This window comes from Pseudoalteromonas agarivorans, assembly GCF_024518735.1.
In the GTDB taxonomy this organism is placed as follows: domain Bacteria; phylum Pseudomonadota; class Gammaproteobacteria; order Enterobacterales; family Alteromonadaceae; genus Pseudoalteromonas; species Pseudoalteromonas atlantica.
In genome coordinates, this window is sequence record NZ_JANIGJ010000006.1 from 73,954 (window position 1) to 90,710 (window position 16,757).

A 16,757-nucleotide genomic window follows, 5' to 3' on the forward strand; every position below is an offset into this window, starting at 1 on the left:
AATTGCTGGTTTTTGTTTTTTAACTGCGGTGTATTTTGATGTGCTGGCTTATTTTTATTAAAAACACATTTACGCCAAGCTCGGTTTAAGTGCTAGGATAATGGCTTGAAATACTGATAACTTGCAAACCTAACTATGAATTTAAATCAGCTCGATCTAAACCTTCTTATTATTTTAAAGCAGCTTTTAAACGAAAAACATATTAGCAATACCGCCTTAACTTTAGGCATGAGCCAACCTTCTATAAGCCGCTCGTTAAGTAAATTGCGCTCCTTGTTTGACGATCAATTATTAATAAGAATGGCTGGAGGGTATGAGCTAACACCAAAAGCGCAATCAATTCAGCAAGACCTAAATTCTATTTTAAATATGGTAGAAACACTGGTTAACAAGCAAACCTTCGACCCTAAAACCAGCACTGCCACCATAAAACTGTTTGGCCTACCGCCGCAAATGCATTTATTTATAAAAACAATAATTAAAGACGTTCGCGAGCAAGCGCCTAATATCACCCTTGAAATAGACACCCTGCCTAAGCCGCAGTTTTCTGATTTGCTTAAAGGCGATACGCACTTTGTGATTACTGGCCACAAGCCCGCTAATTCAGAGGGTAAATTATATCAACAACCGTTGTTTGAGCGCGAGTTTAAATTAGTAATGGCTCGCTCCCACAGGCTGGCTAAACAAGAATTAAGCGTTGATTTATTGCGTGATTGTAATTTTGGACAAATATCAATTCAGGGCGAAAAAGCATTAACTATTGCACAAAATTTTGCCGCGCTAGGCATTGATAATATAGCGACGCCAATACGCTTAAAAAACTTTTACAGTATTGGCAGCATTGCTGAAAACACTGATTTAATATTTTATGTGCCCAATCATTTTGCTGCAGATGTGTGCCAACAGCATGACGTAGTTGCCAGAACCCCGCCCCCAGAGCTTAGCTCAGAGTATGCACAAGTGGCTTTATACTGGCATCAACGCCACCATAATGACCCTGTATGTCAATGGTTTAGAGAGCTTGTAAAAAATAAAGTATTTGAAGTTTAAATAACTGTTATTCATGTAGGGTATGTATTTTAAATTGCCATTTAAGGCGGTGAACGGTTTAATACGAATCATTCTTAATAATATTAAAATTAGATAAACATACTCACCATGAAAAACACGCTCCCATTTAATAAGCACGCGCTTAACGTTGTTATTGGTACTTTGTGTACTGGTATGTCATTCATAAGCTTAGCGGAACAAGCTCCCGATACCTCAGAAACCATTGAAGTATGGGGCACAACAATTACTAATGACTCGCTATTACAAGACGATATTGAAAGAAAACAAGCCAACCATTTAAGTGATTTACTCCGTGACCAAGCTGGTATTGACGTAGGTGGCTCGCACTCTATTGTACAAGGTATTAATATTCGTGGTGTTGACGATTTAGACCTCAACATTACTGTTGATGGTATTAGCCAAAACAATAATATGTTCCACCACTCAGGAAACTTACTTATTAATGCTGATATTTTAAAAGCAGTAGATATAAAAGTAGGGACTAATTCAGTGCTAACTGGCGGCCTTTCTGGTGGTGTAGCCTTTGAAACCAAAGATGCTAAAGATTTACTAGAGCCAGGTGAAGATTTTGGGGCACGCTTATACACAAACTTAGGTACCAATGATTACGCAGGTGGCTCTGCTGCGGTATATGGTCAGCTAACCGACAACATAGACGCCCTTGCCTACTACACCTACACCGACAGAAATAACTTTGAAAACGGCAATGGTAAAGAAGTTACAGGTAACGAAGGCCGCACGGTAGATGGCATCTTCAAGCTCGGCTGGGATGTAAACGAGAGTAACCGTTTCGTGTTCTCATACGACAGATATAACGATGAAGGCGATTACTACGTAAAAACCAACTTTGGTGCAGGCTTTGCTGAAGATACAGACGCGCAAACAGAAGATATTGACTACACACGTACCAGCACTTCACTTGCCTACGAGCTAGATAAAGGCGATGCCATTACCCTACGCGCTAGCGTTTATCGCAACGAGCTAAGCTATATTGCACTAGGAACTGAGGGCAACTCTGAGCATACGGGCTACACTGCCCTTGCAACATCTAAAATTGCACTTGCTGGTTTTAACCATACATTACGCTACGGCGGCGAAGGGTATGAGCAAGTTTCAAAACGTATCGAAAACCACGTACAAACCAATAAAGACACTGCCGACTCTCACGCTATTTATATTGAAGACGAAATAGCTGTAACCGATCAGTTATTTGTAACCCCTGGCGTGCGTTACAACTACTTTAAAGTAGATATGTACTCAGCCGGTACTAACGATTCGTTAGATAAATCGTGGAACGAGTTAACGTTTGGTTTAGCGGCTAAATACCTAATTAACGATAACTGGAGTGTTAACGCAAGCTCTACAGAGCTGTTTCAAGGTCCTGGCCTGCGCGAAAGCTACGTTGATTACAGTACTAACTTTGATAAAGACCTAAAAGCAGAAACCGGTGTAAATAACGCCATTGGTTTTGCCTTTAAAGATCAAAACATTATGGGCTTAGACTCATTTGGTTTTTCATTAAACCTGTTTAAAACCCGTATAGAAGATTACATAGACAACTGGGCAATTGGTAAAGGTCGCCCAATTGGTACCTATGAAAACTCGGGTGATTACGATATAGATGGTTTTGAATCAACGCTTTCACTACGTAAAGCGCTATTTAGTGCACGTTTAAGTTACTCTAAGTCAGACTCTGAACAACTAGAGACAGGCGAGCAACTGCGTTATGAAGTAGGTGATAGCATTTCACTAAACCTTGGCTACGAAGTACCAAAATACGACTTAAAATTTAACTGGACCAGCCTAGTTAACAGAACTGATGACTCAGTATCAAGCGGTGCTGATATTCATAAAGTGGGTTATCAGGTTCATAACATCAGCATGCAGTGGCTACCAAGCCAGCTTGAAGCACTAAGCATGACCTTAGGTGTTGAGAATATTTTTGATAAAACGTATTACTCTCACGCTTCATACTCAAGCGACACAGTGCAAGATTACGAAGCGGGTCGTAATGTTAAATTAAGCGCGTCTTACGTTTTTTAATTTAATAACTTGCTCATGATTTAAGGCTCAATATTTTATTGAGCCTTTTGCTGTTTAAGGGGGGGTGTACCTTAAATAGCGTCAATCATACCAATCCGCAATAATACTTAATCATTTTTAGGGGCTAAACGTGTCGCTATCTGCGTTAAAAAACTCTCATTTACGACTGCATGGATGCAGAAGATAGAGCAATGCAGAAGCAATTGCCGAGAACAACTAAATAGCGAATTTTTTGCCTTGCTATCAACACGTTTTTCCATCCTCAAAATAGTTCACTTAATTATGCGGATGGGTATTATAAATAAATTATTTCAGGGTCAATAATGTCTGATTGGAAACAAAACTTACAAAAGTTCCGTTATGTAATGGACACCTTACTGCTTATTAGCTTTATGCTAGTAAGTGCACCTCAAGCCACTGGCATCCCTTTACACGAGTGGTTTAGCCTATTTTTTATTATCCCTTTTGTTATACATTTATTGCTACATTGGGATTGGGTAACACGCAGTTTTGGCCGTTTATTTGCCAATATAACAGCACGTGAGCGCTTTAATATAGTGTGGGATTACCTACTTTATTTAATGATGTTATTAGTGTTTGTAAGCGGCTTTTTAGTGTCGGTGGCTCTACTACCCGCACTTAATATTAGTTTAAACATTCAAGACTTTTGGTCGAAAATACATCACGATTCAGCCACCTTTATTATGCCCATGTTGGGTGTGCATTTAGCGCTTAATTTTTCTTGGATAGTAAAACTGACTAAACGCATGTTTGCCAAGGAGGCTAAATAATGAAGCACCTAAAACAACAGTGGAAAACCCGCACCAGTATTGTGTTAGTTGTATCTGTTTTAGTGAGCCTTTTACTGGTTAGTTTAGAGCTCACCGACTGGGCCGCACAAATAAATCAACAGGGATACTCCCACGGTGCAGCTGAGGGTGAAAAGCCGAAAATAGCCCCTATTTTGATGTACATTTTACCCTTTGTAAAAGAGCTTATTTTAATAGGCGTACCTATGCTACTTACTTTAGGGATTGCTAAACTCTTAGGCTTAATAAAAAGGGTGGTTAAAAACAAAGTCTGAATACGAATGCAACACGTATCAAAAACCGGCGTTTATAGATACATTGCTAAGTTAGTATGTCTATAAGCGCAGGTTTTTATGAGTTATAAACCAAGTAATTACACACTCCAACACATCACTTTTCTACTTGGCACATTAATTATAGGTGCTGTATTAATAAGCTTTAAAGCTAATGCCGAAAAGGCAATTCCTTTTCAATCGCAATGGCTAAAAAACCACTATGCTGAGCGTATAGCCCATTTTAAGCTACAACCTTTACGCAAAGGCGATATTGTATTTATTGGCGATAGCATTACAGAGCAAGGGCTAAATTGGAGCATTCGGTTTAACGACCTACGCGTAAGAAACCGCGGTATTAGTGGCGATATGACCTACGGTGTTTTAGCGCGTTTAAACGAATTAAAAGCAGCCCCGCCTAAAGCTATATTTTTAAAAATTGGCGTTAACGATATTTTTAATTACCATTATATAAAGCAAGTTAAAGACTTAGCGTCGGTGAGCAACAATATCGAAAAAATAGTGGCTCAGCTCAATGACTCACTCCCAAATACACAAATTTATGTACAAAGTATTTTGCCCGATCATCGCGATTTTATAACGCAAATGGTGCAAACGGTTAACCAACAAATTAAAGCAATTGAGCACGCAAACTTTACCTATATAGACTTACACACCGCATTCTTGGGCCCTCAAGGCACGCTTAATGAAACGCTCACGACCGATGGCACCCATTTAAACAAGGCAGGCTACGCCTTTTGGGCTGAGCAATTAACTCCCATAATGAAGACTTTATAATGAAGAGTTTATTAATTGCTATATTAATGGCGGCAAGCTTTACGTGTGCAGCCAGTAAAGCGCCTGTAAAAAGCTACCCTAACGGCGCGACTAAAGCTGTTATTTTTAGCTACGACGATGGCGTTATACAAGACAGAAAGCTTGTGGAACTATTTAATAAGTACCAGGTTGTTGGTACGTTTAACTTAAACTCAGGTTTATTTGCTAAAAAGCTACCTTGGATGAAAGCCTTTACCGGTAAAGAAGGCGAATATATAAAGCAAAGTGAAGTAAAAACACTTTATAAAGGCCATGAAATAGCAAGCCACAGTTACTTACATCCGGGCTTTGCGGGCTTAGATACAGCAGAATTAAAATTACAATTAGCCCGCGACAAGCACATTTTATCGCCCATAAAAGGCAGCCCCTTACACTCTTTTGCATACCCTTTAGGCTCTTACGATAAAACCGCTATGAAATTAGTAAAGCAAGCGGGCTTTACTAATGCCCGAACAGTAAACGACACCCTTAATTTTGAGCTCCCTACCAACTACATGGCATGGAACCCAACCGTTCACCACTCAAAAAATGCCATTAATAGAGCACTATATTGCGCTTAAAAGCAATAAGCTCACTGTAATGATGATTTGGGGCCATTCGTGGGAATTTGATAAAAACACTAAAAATAATAACTGGGATTACGCCGAGCAGCTTATTCATACAATCTCAAATAAAGATGATATTTGGTATGTATCGGCTGGAGAGTTCATCGCGTTTTTAGAGAATAAGTAAGGTTTATTAGTCGAAATTTATTGCTCTCTAAATAAAAATGCCATGATAAATTATCATGGCATATAAAATTTATTTAGCTATCAATTAGCCTTTTCTTCTTTTACTTCGTAAATTGGGTTCCCTTCAATCTCGTAATATCTTTGTCCGTAAATAAGTGGTATGTACCAATCAATAATTTTTACTGTTACATTTGAAAGACCAACTGCTGCAGGTGCTTTTTCAATGGCGTTATCCATAGCTTCTTTCATATTGCTTCTGCCTGTAGGGAAAATCAATACTGTATGTTTAACATCCTTTCCTGTTACTCGCTCGTTGTAATCAACTCTATGATTACTATTTGTGTGATTCATATTTTTTGTTGAAGCAACGGTAAAATCTCCAATGCGGTGAGTACAACCAGAGAGCGCCATTGTTGCAACTAATAAACCAACTACCTTTTTCATTACTTTTCCTTTTTTCCATTTAATGCCCATTTCTTGGGCTACAACTAAATGCCGTAACTTACTATCTGATAATTAAGAACAAATACACATAAAACAAAAATAAAAATTAATTTCAGACATAAAAAAACCCTAACCAATTTGGTTAGGGTCATAAAAAGTGGTACCAGCGGCCGGGCTCGAACCGGCACGCCTTTCGGCAGGGGATTTTGAATCCCCCATGTATACCAATTTCATCACGCTGGCGTCATTTTTCTTTAACCTTCTAAACACGAGAAGATAAAGAAAAACCACTTTAGAGCTAAGGATTATTTATGTGCCTTCGTCTCTATGCCAAGCATTATACAAACAATAGGGGTGGCAGCAAGCGTTTTATGACATTGGCCTGATCAACCGCTTAACATTTAGACAGCCTGTGCAAAATGTCGTTTACTGGTTGAAGTATTAAATACAGCTAATAATAACGCCAAGGTATATCACTGAACTATAGCGCTTAGTATTTGTGAGCTTTTTTGCTAAACTAGCGCGCATATTAACAGTGAGAGTGTATTTATGTCGGGTGAGTTTCCACGAGCTGGTTTTTGGCGTCGTTTTGCGTCGTTAGTTTATGATACGTTAGCTATTATTGCGTTTGCTATGTTAACGGTTGTGCTCTATTTGTTTGCCGTACAAGGGCTTATTTCACTTGATGTTATTAGTTTAAATGGTGCTGAAGATGTATCGGCACTTATTCAAGAGTCACTGCTGCTGTCGAGTATTCGAAGCGCCCTACTTGTTATTGTTACCTTAGTATTTTTTGGCTATTTTTGGACTAAAAGCGGGCAAACTATTGGCATGCGCGCATGGCGTTTAAAAGTACAAACTAGTGAAGGAAGCTTAATTAGTTGGCCGCAGTCTATTGTTCGCAGCCTAAGCGCCCTGCTTGGTTTAGGTAATCTTGTGGTATTAATTGACTTTAAAAACAAAAAAGCGCTGCAAGACTATGTCTCAAAAACTGAGGTAATTACTCTTACAAAAGAAGAAAACAAACGTATTTACCGCGAGCTAGATTAATACCCATTTATACCAATGCGCAATAATACTTAATTATTTTGCGGGGCTAACTTGTCGCTACCTGCGTTAAAAAATGCTCATTTACGGCTGCATGGATGCAGAAGGTAGAGCAATGCAGGAGCAACTGCCGAGAGCAACTAAATAGCGATTTTTTTGCCTAGCTATCAACAGGTTTTTCCAGCCTCAAAATTGATCACTTAATTAAGCTGATTGGTATTAGTTTTTGAATAACGCGTTATAAAAACAAAAAAGGTGACCATAGGTCACCTTTTTTAGTATTAAATAAGCGCTTATAACGGCTATACCCGCTTATTCATCATGTACGTAGCAAAGCCTATAAATAATATACTGGGCAGTACCGCGCCTATAATAGCGGGTATTTGATAAACCATTACCACAGGGCCAAATATCTCATTTATTAAGTGAAATACAATTCCCGTTACTACACCCATAATGATACGCGCACCCATAGTAACGGTACGTAACGGGCCAAATATAAACGACAGTGCAACCAGTAGCATTACGGCAACAGACACTGGCTGCATTAGCTTACGCCACAAGGCCAGCTCATAGGTGCTGGTATCTTGCTCATTTTGCTGTAAATACCCTAAGTACGACCAAAGCCCTGTAAAGGAAAGCGACTCAGGCTTTACCGATACAACACCAAGCTTTTCGCCCGTTAATTGCGAAGGGTAAAACTCTTCATCAATGTGTTCACTGCTTATTTGCTCATCACTAATATGAACCTTATTTACATCGCGTAATAGCCAACCTTCATCACGACCAATGGCCACTTTAGCTTTGGTTATTTGAGTTAAATCGAGGGACTTATCAAATTGATACATGTGCACGCCGTTTAAACGTCCGTTTTGATCTACATCTTCAATATTAATAAAATTGTTGCCATCTTTAGCCCATACGCCTTTTTGTGCATTGAATACATCGCCGCCATAAATTGCCTGATTACGCATTTCTTTGGCGTGCTGTTGCGCCTCTGGTGCGCCCCACTCACCAAGAGCCATCATACACACAGCCATAAACACGGCGGTTTTCATTACCGAACCTATAATTTGCAAGCGCGACATACCCGCAGCTTGCATTACCACCAGCTCACTGTTTGAAGCCAATGCACCTAAGCCAGTTAAGCCACCAATAAGCGCGGCCATCGGGAAGAATATAACTAAATCGCCCGGCATACTGTAAAAGGTGTAAAGCGTTGCGGTCATTAAATCGTAACTGCCACGACCAACCGACTTTAGCTGATCAATAAACTTAATTAATGTACTAATTCCTACTAGCACCAACAAAGCAAATCCGGTGGTTTGTAAAATGCTGCGGCCTAAGTACCAATCGAGTGTTTTCATCATGCGCTTAACTCCCGTTTTGTTACAACGGCTTTAAGCCAGGCGCCCAATGGGCGACCTTTTATAATTAATAAACTACCTATAAATAAAGCGCTCAAGTGAATCCACCACAAACCAATTGAAGGCGGTATTTTGCCATCTTCTACGGCAAATTTTGCAGCATTGAGTAAGATAAAATAACCTAAGTACAAGCTAATGGCTGGCACTAATTTAGCAAACTTACCTTGGCGCGGATTAACCACACTTAGCGGTACTGCTATTAACGTTAGTAACGGAATAGAAAGCGGTATTGCAATACGCCACTGCCACTGGGCTATAGATTCAGAGGTATTGAGTGGCAATAATTGATTAGTAGGTATTGCTTCTAATTTACGGCGCTGATGCTCTATTTCTTGCTCGCGTATTTGTACGCTGTAGCCATCAAACTGCGTTAAATTAAGGGCCGGTGTTTTGCCATCGGTTTCGTAGCGTTTGCCATCGGTTAGCACTAATTGTTGCTCGCCATTTATTGCCTCTACCACCACACCTTGTTCGGCATACACTAAACGTGCAAGATCATCTTTTTCGGTATCCGGCAGCTGCGCTACAAATACTTTGTTTAGCTCTTTACCACCGTTTTCAATGTTATGAATAAACACCACGGCTTTTTCATTACCGGTTTGTTGAAACCGCCCAGCCCTTAACGCAGATAAACCCGCATCGGCTTTAGCTTGCTCTTTTAATTGGTACTCTTGCTCACTCGCCCACGGCGCAAGGTACATGGTGAGAGAGGCTGCTAATATAGCCAAACCCACACTCGAAATTAAAGTAACGCGTACCACATACCACTCACTCACCCCGCAGGCTTTAAGAACGGTCATTTCGCTGTCGGCGTAAATGCGGCTGTAGGCTAAAATAATGCCCAAAAATATACTCAATGGCAGGATCAGCGAAGCTAATTGCGGCAGTTTAAGCGCAATCATCGATAATACTAATTTGGCAGGAATGCTTCCTTCAGAGGCATCTCCTAAAATAACCACAAACTTTTGTGACACAAAAATGGTCATTAAAGTTAAAAATACGGCGACCTGCGATTTTAAAACCTCAGCGGTCAAATAACGAAAAATAAGCAATGCTCGCCCCTGTTAAACATAGAATTTCACTACAATAGTGATAATTTGATAATAAAGTAGCTATTTTACCCAGTTTTATCTGGTAAATAAGTCGTTATTATAAGCTAACAAAATTAATTATCCTACCTAAGTGCACGATATATTGTTGCATTAGTAGCCCTTAAACATATAAAGTTCAATTACACAGTAAGAGTCAGAAAAAATCAGCTAAAATTAAGATTATCCCTACATAAGTTACGTAGCGAAGACTAGATTTTATTTTTTTAGCCCCAATTAATAACGTATATGACTCACAACCAGGAGTAACAATGGAATTTAACGTAAAAAGTGGTAGCCCAGAAAAACAACGCAGCGCGTGTATTGTCGTTGGCGTTTACGAACCACGTAGGTTATCCCCCATTGGTGAACAACTCGATAAAATCAGCGATGGTTATATCTCAAATTTACTACGCCGTGGCGACCTAGAAGGTAAGCCGGGGCAAGTGTTATTATTGCATCATGTACCTAACGTTTTAAGCGAGCGCGTATTGCTTGTTGGCTGTGGTAAAGAGCGTGAGCTTGATGATAAGCAATATAAGCAAATAATTTCTAAAACAATTAATACCTTAAACGAAACCGGCTCAATGGAAGCGGTGTGCTTTTTAACAGAGCAACACGTTAAAGGTCGTGATACCTACTGGAAAGTTCGCCAAGCGGTAGAAACAACACAAGATTGCCTATACACATTTAACCAGCTAAAAAGCAAAAAAGTAGACCCTCGTCGTCCACTTCGTAAAATTGTGTTTAACGTACCAACACGTCGCGAGCTGACCATTGGTGAAAGCGCCATTGAGCATGGCTTAGCCATTGCCGCAGGTAGTAAGCTATGTAAAGACGTAGCCAACATGCCACCTAATATTTGTAACCCTGCTTATTTAGGCGAACAAGCGCAAGAGCTGGCTAGCAATTTTGACAACATCACCGTTGATATTATTGGCGAAGAAAAAATGGCCGAACTAGGTATGAACTCGTACTTAGCAGTTGGTCGCGGCAGTGATAACGAATCGGTTATGTCGGTTATTAACTACAAAGGTGCAAGCGATGAGCAAGCGCCTATTGTGCTAGTAGGTAAAGGTTTAACGTTTGACTCAGGCGGTATTTCAATTAAGCCAGGCGAAGCCATGGATGAAATGAAATACGACATGGGCGGCGCAGCCGGTGTAATTGGCGCTATGCGCGCACTGGCACAAATGCAGCTACCTATTAACGTAATTGGTGTTTTAGCCGGCTGTGAAAACATGCCAAGCTCTAACGCGTATCGCCCTGGCGATATTTTAACAACAATGTCGGGGCAAACCGTTGAAGTGCTTAATACTGATGCCGAAGGCCGATTAGTATTATGTGATGCGTTAACTTACGTTGAGCGTTTTGACCCAGATACAGTAATTGACGTAGCAACACTAACAGGCGCATGTATTGTTGCCCTTGGTGCACACGCAACAGGTTTACTGTCAAACCACAACCCACTTGCGCATGATTTATTAAAAGCGTCGGAGCAAAGTGGCGACCGTGCATGGCAGTTACCACTGTGGGATGACTATCAAGATCAACTCGATAGCCCATTTGCCGATTTTACAAACTTAGGTGGGCGCTCTGCTGGTACTATTACCGCAGCGTGTTTCTTATCTAAGTTTACTAAAAAGTATAACTGGGCTCACTTAGACGTAGCCGGTACCGCGTGGCGCAGTGGCGCTAAAAAAGGCGCAACGGGTCGCCCTGTTCCTATGCTTACTCAGTATTTATTAAACCGAGCGGGTGTAAGCGAAGCTACGCACGACTAATAGCCTAATTAACCTGAGCCTTATTTAGAAAAGCCACTCAGCAGGTATTTTTAGCGCTAACAGCATTAAATTTATTTGCCATAAGGCAAAAATATTTTAACCAGAACTTAGGTTATTTAACTTGTATTAAGGCGCCATTTGGCGCCTTTTTTATTGCTGTAATTATCTGTGTATTAATTGAAGCAAACCCCGTTATATGGCAAAATCTGCCTCTTAATTTATGTGTATCAACTATGTGCACATTCAATGTCATGGGAAACCCCGATACAATGAACATGAATGCTCAATTTTTCGTTCTAAAGCAACAAGATGAATCTAAAGCGCAGGCTGATGATCATTTTGCTTTAGCAGCTCAAATTGCCGCAGAGCAGTATCGATTAGGGCATCGTGTATTTATTTTTGTAGATAACGAACACACCGCCTATGCCATTGACGAAACCATTTGGGCATTTGATCCCGACAGTTTTGTGCCGCATAACCTGCAAGGCGAAGGCCCTAAAGCCGGCGCACCAGTAGAAATAGGCACCACGCCTCCTGTTGGCAAACGTAACGTTTTAATTAACTTAGCTACTAACCTGCCTGATTTTATTAGGCGTTTTAGCCAAGTTTTTGATTTTGTACCAGTAGAGTCTGTAGCTAAACAAGCCGCTCGTGAGCGCTTTAAAAAGCTGCGCCAACTTGGTGCCAATATCAGCACGCAAGAGATTAATAGCTAGCCGTTTAGGATAAAGCTAACCAACTAATTTAAGTACTTATTTAAGGTTCTGTGTAATGGATAAAACCTACAATCCGCAAGATATTGAACAGTCGCTATACCAAGACTGGGAACAAAAAGGCTACTTTAAGCCATCTGGCCAAGGCGTACCGTATTCGATCATGATCCCGCCGCCAAATGTCACCGGTAGCTTGCACATGGGCCACGCCTTCCAAGATACAATAATGGATACCCTTACGCGTTTTAAGCGTATGCAAGGTAACAACACATTATGGCAAGTAGGTACTGACCACGCGGGTATTGCAACGCAAATGTTGGTTGAGCGTAAACTACACGCTGAAGAAGGTAAAACACGTCACGATTTAGGCCGCGAAGATTTTATTAATAAAATTTGGGAATGGAAAAACGAATCTGGCGGTACTATCACTAAACAGCTTCGCCGTCTTGGCGCATCGGTTGATTGGGACCGTGAACGCTTTACGATGGACGATGGCTTATCTGAAGCGGTTAAAGAAGTCTTTGTACGTCTTCACAAAGAAAACCTAATTTACCGCGGTAAGCGCCTAGTAAACTGGGATCCAAAATTACACACCGCTATTTCAGACCTTGAAGTTGAAAACAAAGACAAACAAGGCCACATGTGGAATCTGCGCTACCCACTTGCTGATGGCGTTAAAACACAAGACGGCAAAGACTACATTGTCGTAGCAACAACACGCCCAGAAACCATGCTAGGTGACTCAGGTGTTGCGGTTAATCCAGATGACGAGCGCTACACAGATTTAATTGGTAAAGAGATTTTACTGCCAATCGTAAATCGTCGTATCACAATTGTTGCAGATGAACACGCTGATAAAGACAAAGGCACGGGTTGTGTAAAAATCACCCCTGCACACGACTTTAACGATAACGAAGTTGGCAAGCGTCATAAAATGCCAATGATCAATATTTTCGATAAAAACGCAGCTATTCTAAGCCAAGGTGAAACATACACCTTTGACGGTAAAGAACTTGAGTTTGATGCGCCAATTCCTGAGCGCTTACACGGCCTAGACCGTTTTGCTGCGCGTAAAGCGATTATCGCAGAATTTGAAGAACTTGGTTTACTCGAAAAAATCGAAGACCATGCGTTAACTGTACCTTACGGCGACCGCTCTGGTGTGGTCATTGAGCCACTACTTACCGACCAATGGTATGTACGTGTTGCGCCACTTGCAGAACCTGCAAAAGATGCTGTTAAAAATGGCGACATTCAGTTTGTGCCTAAACAGTACGAGAACATGTACTTCTCGTGGATGAACGACGTACAAGATTGGTGTATTTCACGCCAGCTTTGGTGGGGTCACCGTATTCCGGCTTGGTACGACAGCGAAGGCAACGTTTACGTTGGCCGTGATGAAGCTGAAGTACGCCGCGACAACAACATTGCCGATGATGTTACGCTAAGCCAAGACGAAGACGTACTTGATACCTGGTTCTCATCTGCGCTTTGGACGTTCTCAACGCAAGGTTGGCCAGAGAACACGGATGATTTAAAAACCTTCCACCCGTCTGACGTGTTAGTAACGGGCTTTGATATTATTTTCTTCTGGGTTGCGCGTATGATCATGATGACGCTGCACTTTATAAAAGATGAAAATGGTAAGCCACAAGTGCCGTTTAAAACAGTGTATGTTACTGGCCTAATACGTGATGACAACGGCGATAAAATGTCTAAGTCAAAAGGTAACGTACTTGACCCACTAGATATGATTGACGGCATCGAGCTTGAAGATTTAGTACAAAAGCGTACCGGTAACATGATGCAGCCTAAACTTGCTGCAAAAATTGAAAAAGACACGCGCAAAGTATTTGCAAATGGTATTGAGGCACACGGTACCGATGCGCTTCGCTTTACCCTTGCAGCAATGGCATCAACCGGCCGTGATATCAACTGGGATATGAACCGCCTAGAAGGTTACCGTAACTTCTGTAATAAACTATGGAACGCGAGCCGTTACGTATTAATGAACACAGAAGAGCAAGATTGTGGCTTCAACGATGCACAAAAAGAGTTCTCATTAGCCGATCGTTGGATATTAGGTCAGTTTGAAGCAACGGTTAAAACCTACACTGAACATCTTGATAACTACCGCTTTGATTTAGCGGCTAACACGCTTTACGAATTCACTTGGAACCAGTTCTGTGATTGGTACTTAGAGCTGACTAAGCCGGTATTATTTAAAGGCAATGAAGCACAGCAACGTGGTACACGTAATACACTCATTACGGTACTAGAAAGCCTACTGCGCTTAATGCACCCAATGATGCCATACATTACCGAAACTATTTGGCAGCGCGTTGCACCACTTGCAGGGCTTGAAACTAAAGGCACCAGCATCATGGTACAGGGCTTCCCTGTTTATAATGAAGCAAACGTTGATGCCCAAGCTATGGACGACTTAGAGTGGGTTAAACAGTTTATTTTAGCAATTCGTGTTATTCGTGGTGAGATGGACATTAGCCCAAGTAAGCCACTTAACGTGTTACTAGCTAACGCATCAAGCGATGATGTGCGCCGCATTAACGAGAACGAGTCATTTATTGCCTCGCTTGCTAAACTTGAATCGTTCACCCTGCTTGAAAACAAAGACGATGCACCAGCGTGTGCAACATCCTATGTTGGCAACCTTGAAATTATGATCCCCATGGCGGGCTTAATTGATGTTGAAGCAGAGCTTGCACGTATAAACAAGCAACTCGAAAAAGCAGAAAAAGGCCTAGCCCAAGTGCAAAACAAGCTGGCTAACGAAAAGTTTGTAAATAACGCACCAGAAGCCGTACTTGCAAAAGAGAACGCGAAGCTTGCTGAATTCACTGATGCTAAAACCAAGCTACTTGAGCAAAAAACTAAAATAGAAAGCTTATAATTTTAGTTGCCTGCTAAAGCAATTTAGCAGGCATTAAAAAAGCCGCTCACTGTTAAAGTGAGCGGCTTTTTTGTGCCCTGCGATTAACCACAAGGCACAACTACATTAAAATTTGTAGTTGTACTGAGCGCCTATTACAACAGCATGGCCTTTTGACTCAAAGCCCCATTGGCTGCCTGAATCATCAGTTTCAGTAAAGTTCTGTGTTTTACCACGAACAACACTTACACCTAAATCAACATTTGATTGAGTATCGATTGCGTAGTTACCACCAAACGAGAACCAAAAACGGTCAGTATCTGGAATAGAGATAGACAGGTGAGTTTGTGATACTGGCGACTCATCAAACGCTACACCTGCACGAAGAAGTAAGTCTTCGTTGTATTGGTAATCAGCACCGATAGAGTAACGGAATGCATCGTCAAACTGCTCTTGCTTTTCAAAAGCAACAAACTTGTCGCCTGTTGGTGCAGTTACTTGTGCTTCTAGTGACTCAAAGCTACTCCAACCTGTCCATAATACGCTGTAGTGTAAGCCTAGTTTTTCATCTAACTGGTGAGAACCAGAAAACTCAGCAATAGCAGGTAACGTTAGCTCTACAGAACCTGGTAGTTGTGCACCACCGGTGCCGCCTGCTGCTACTGGTAGGTCGTTTGAGAAATCACCTTCAAATGTGATGTCTGTTTCGCTGCGGTAGTTGAAACCAAAACGGCTATTTTCGTCTAGTTGGTACATTAAGCCAACGTTTAAACCTAGGCCTGTGTCGTCACCTTGAAGGTTTACTGCATCAGCACCAAAATCAAAGCCGCTTGTATTAGCGCCTACTTTACGAATTACCGTTGCATCTGCATAAATGTAGTTTAAGCCAATACCAAAACTAAATTGCTCTGTTACTTTGTATGCAACGCTTGCATTAAAGTTAACGGTCAAAATTTCTGTCTCGCCTGCAATTTGGCCCGCTACGTAGTCATCGTTAAATTCTGTAGATAAACCAAAATTAGAAAACGCACCAAAACCTACTGATACTTTATCGTTATACGGCATAGTAAAGTAAGCGGCAGGTACCACTGCGCTTGGCGCAATGCTATCGTCATCTAACGCACTTGGGTCTATACCGTTGTTAGTAGACTCACCTTCAATGCTTACATCTGGTACTACACCGATTGCTGCAACACTTAATTGCTTATCTTTAAATAAAGTCATTAATGCTGGGTTGCGAGCAACAACAGACGCATCATCTGCAATAGATGCTTCACCGGCGTATGCGCGGCCAAGGCCTGATGCGTTTTGCTCAGCTAACTGAAACGCAGCAGCAAATGTATCTGCAGATACTAACGCAAGCGAAGCTGCGATTAGAGTTTTAGAAAATTTCATTGTTGTGTCCTTAACCAAACAAGCGTTTGGGTATCTATGTGTTGTTATTAGGATTTTAAACTTGGCTACACTACCTTAATTTTTTATAAAAAACTGTAACAAAGCGACAAAAAACACCAAAAAACACGTTTTTTAACTACATTTTAACAACTATTTAAAACTCATCGGAGCAGAAATGTGTTATTAGAGCTTATACTCTAACTGTA

General features: G+C 41.1%; 15 protein-coding genes and 1 tRNA gene. 11 read left to right on the forward strand and 5 right to left on the reverse strand.

The window, feature by feature from the left end; genetic code table 11:
- Positions 1–135: 135 nt before the first annotated feature.
- The 7 genes from NQT65_RS11885 to NQT65_RS11915 all read left to right on the forward strand — a co-directional run bounded on the left by NQT65_RS11885 (position 136) and on the right by NQT65_RS11915 (position 5,764).
- Positions 136–1,050 (forward strand): LysR family transcriptional regulator, encoded by a 915-nt coding sequence (locus NQT65_RS11885; RefSeq protein WP_024031645.1) that lies wholly within the window; start codon positions 136–138, stop codon positions 1,048–1,050.
- Positions 1,051–1,158: 108 nt separating this feature from the next.
- A complete protein-coding gene (locus NQT65_RS11890; RefSeq protein WP_256851256.1) occupies positions 1,159–3,114 on the forward strand; it encodes a TonB-dependent receptor domain-containing protein in 1,956 nt (651 codons plus the stop codon).
- Positions 3,115–3,437: 323 nt separating this feature from the next.
- Positions 3,438–3,905, forward strand: a complete 468-nt coding sequence (locus NQT65_RS11895) for a DUF4405 domain-containing protein (protein WP_126006063.1) — start codon at positions 3,438–3,440, stop codon at positions 3,903–3,905.
- Positions 3,905–4,198, forward strand: coding sequence for a hypothetical protein (locus tag NQT65_RS11900; protein ID WP_138577629.1), 294 nt, complete (start codon positions 3,905–3,907; stop codon positions 4,196–4,198). Before NQT65_RS11895 ends, NQT65_RS11900 begins: the two co-directional genes overlap by 1 nt.
- Positions 4,199–4,276: 78 nt before the next feature.
- On the forward strand, positions 4,277–4,993 hold the full coding sequence (locus NQT65_RS11905) for a GDSL-type esterase/lipase family protein (protein WP_256851257.1): 717 nt from the start codon (positions 4,277–4,279) through the stop codon (positions 4,991–4,993).
- The gene (locus NQT65_RS11910) at positions 4,993–5,592 is read left to right on the forward strand and encodes a polysaccharide deacetylase family protein (RefSeq protein WP_256851258.1); all 600 of its coding nucleotides are present in this window, start codon (positions 4,993–4,995) and stop codon (positions 5,590–5,592) included. Before NQT65_RS11905 ends, NQT65_RS11910 begins: the two co-directional genes overlap by 1 nt.
- A gap of 19 nt (positions 5,593–5,611) precedes the next feature.
- Positions 5,612–5,764 carry a hypothetical protein gene (locus NQT65_RS11915; protein WP_256851259.1) on the forward strand — a complete coding sequence of 51 codons (153 nt, stop codon included), beginning with the start codon at positions 5,612–5,614 and terminating at the stop codon, positions 5,762–5,764.
- An 80-nt stretch (positions 5,765–5,844) separates the two neighbouring features.
- On the opposite strand, the gene NQT65_RS11920 is transcribed toward NQT65_RS11915, so the two are convergent.
- Both NQT65_RS11920 and NQT65_RS11925 read right to left on the reverse strand, forming a co-directional pair.
- Positions 5,845–6,207, reverse strand: a complete 363-nt coding sequence (locus NQT65_RS11920) for a hypothetical protein (RefSeq protein ID WP_126006055.1) — start codon at positions 6,205–6,207, stop codon at positions 5,845–5,847.
- Positions 6,208–6,365: 158 nt separating this feature from the next.
- A tRNA-Leu gene (locus NQT65_RS11925) sits at positions 6,366–6,450 on the reverse strand.
- Positions 6,451–6,756: 306 nt separating this feature from the next.
- On the opposite strand from NQT65_RS11925, the gene NQT65_RS11930 reads away from it, so the two are divergent.
- A complete protein-coding gene (locus NQT65_RS11930; RefSeq protein ID WP_029771767.1) occupies positions 6,757–7,257 on the forward strand; it encodes an RDD family protein in 501 nt (166 codons plus the stop codon).
- Positions 7,258–7,556: 299 nt separating this feature from the next.
- Here the strand turns inward: NQT65_RS11930 and lptG are convergent, their stop codons facing one another.
- Positions 7,557–8,624, reverse strand: coding sequence for an LPS export ABC transporter permease LptG (gene lptG, locus NQT65_RS11935; RefSeq protein WP_031289389.1), 1,068 nt, complete (start codon positions 8,622–8,624; stop codon positions 7,557–7,559).
- Entirely contained in the window at positions 8,621–9,733 is a 1,113-nt protein-coding gene (lptF, locus tag NQT65_RS11940; RefSeq protein WP_024031637.1) for an LPS export ABC transporter permease LptF, read from the reverse strand. Before lptF ends, lptG begins: the two co-directional genes overlap by 4 nt.
- A 308-nt stretch (positions 9,734–10,041) precedes the next feature.
- On the opposite strand from lptF, the gene pepA reads away from it, so the two are divergent.
- The 3 genes from pepA (at position 10,042) to NQT65_RS11955 (ending at position 15,177) form a co-directional block, all read left to right on the forward strand.
- The gene (pepA, locus tag NQT65_RS11945; protein ID WP_029772475.1) at positions 10,042–11,553 is read left to right on the forward strand and encodes a leucyl aminopeptidase; all 1,512 of its coding nucleotides are present in this window, start codon (positions 10,042–10,044) and stop codon (positions 11,551–11,553) included.
- A 269-nt stretch (positions 11,554–11,822) separates the two neighbouring features.
- A complete protein-coding gene (locus NQT65_RS11950; protein ID WP_004588472.1) occupies positions 11,823–12,269 on the forward strand; it encodes a DNA polymerase III subunit chi in 447 nt (148 codons plus the stop codon).
- Between the two features lie 55 nt (positions 12,270–12,324).
- On the forward strand, positions 12,325–15,177 hold the full coding sequence (locus tag NQT65_RS11955; RefSeq protein WP_256851260.1) for a valine--tRNA ligase: 2,853 nt from the start codon (positions 12,325–12,327) through the stop codon (positions 15,175–15,177).
- Positions 15,178–15,282: 105 nt separating this feature from the next.
- Here the strand turns inward: NQT65_RS11955 and NQT65_RS11960 are convergent, their stop codons facing one another.
- Positions 15,283–16,551 (reverse strand): outer membrane protein transport protein, encoded by a 1,269-nt coding sequence (locus tag NQT65_RS11960; protein ID WP_126006049.1) that lies wholly within the window; start codon positions 16,549–16,551, stop codon positions 15,283–15,285.
- Positions 16,552–16,757: the final 206 nt, after the last annotated feature.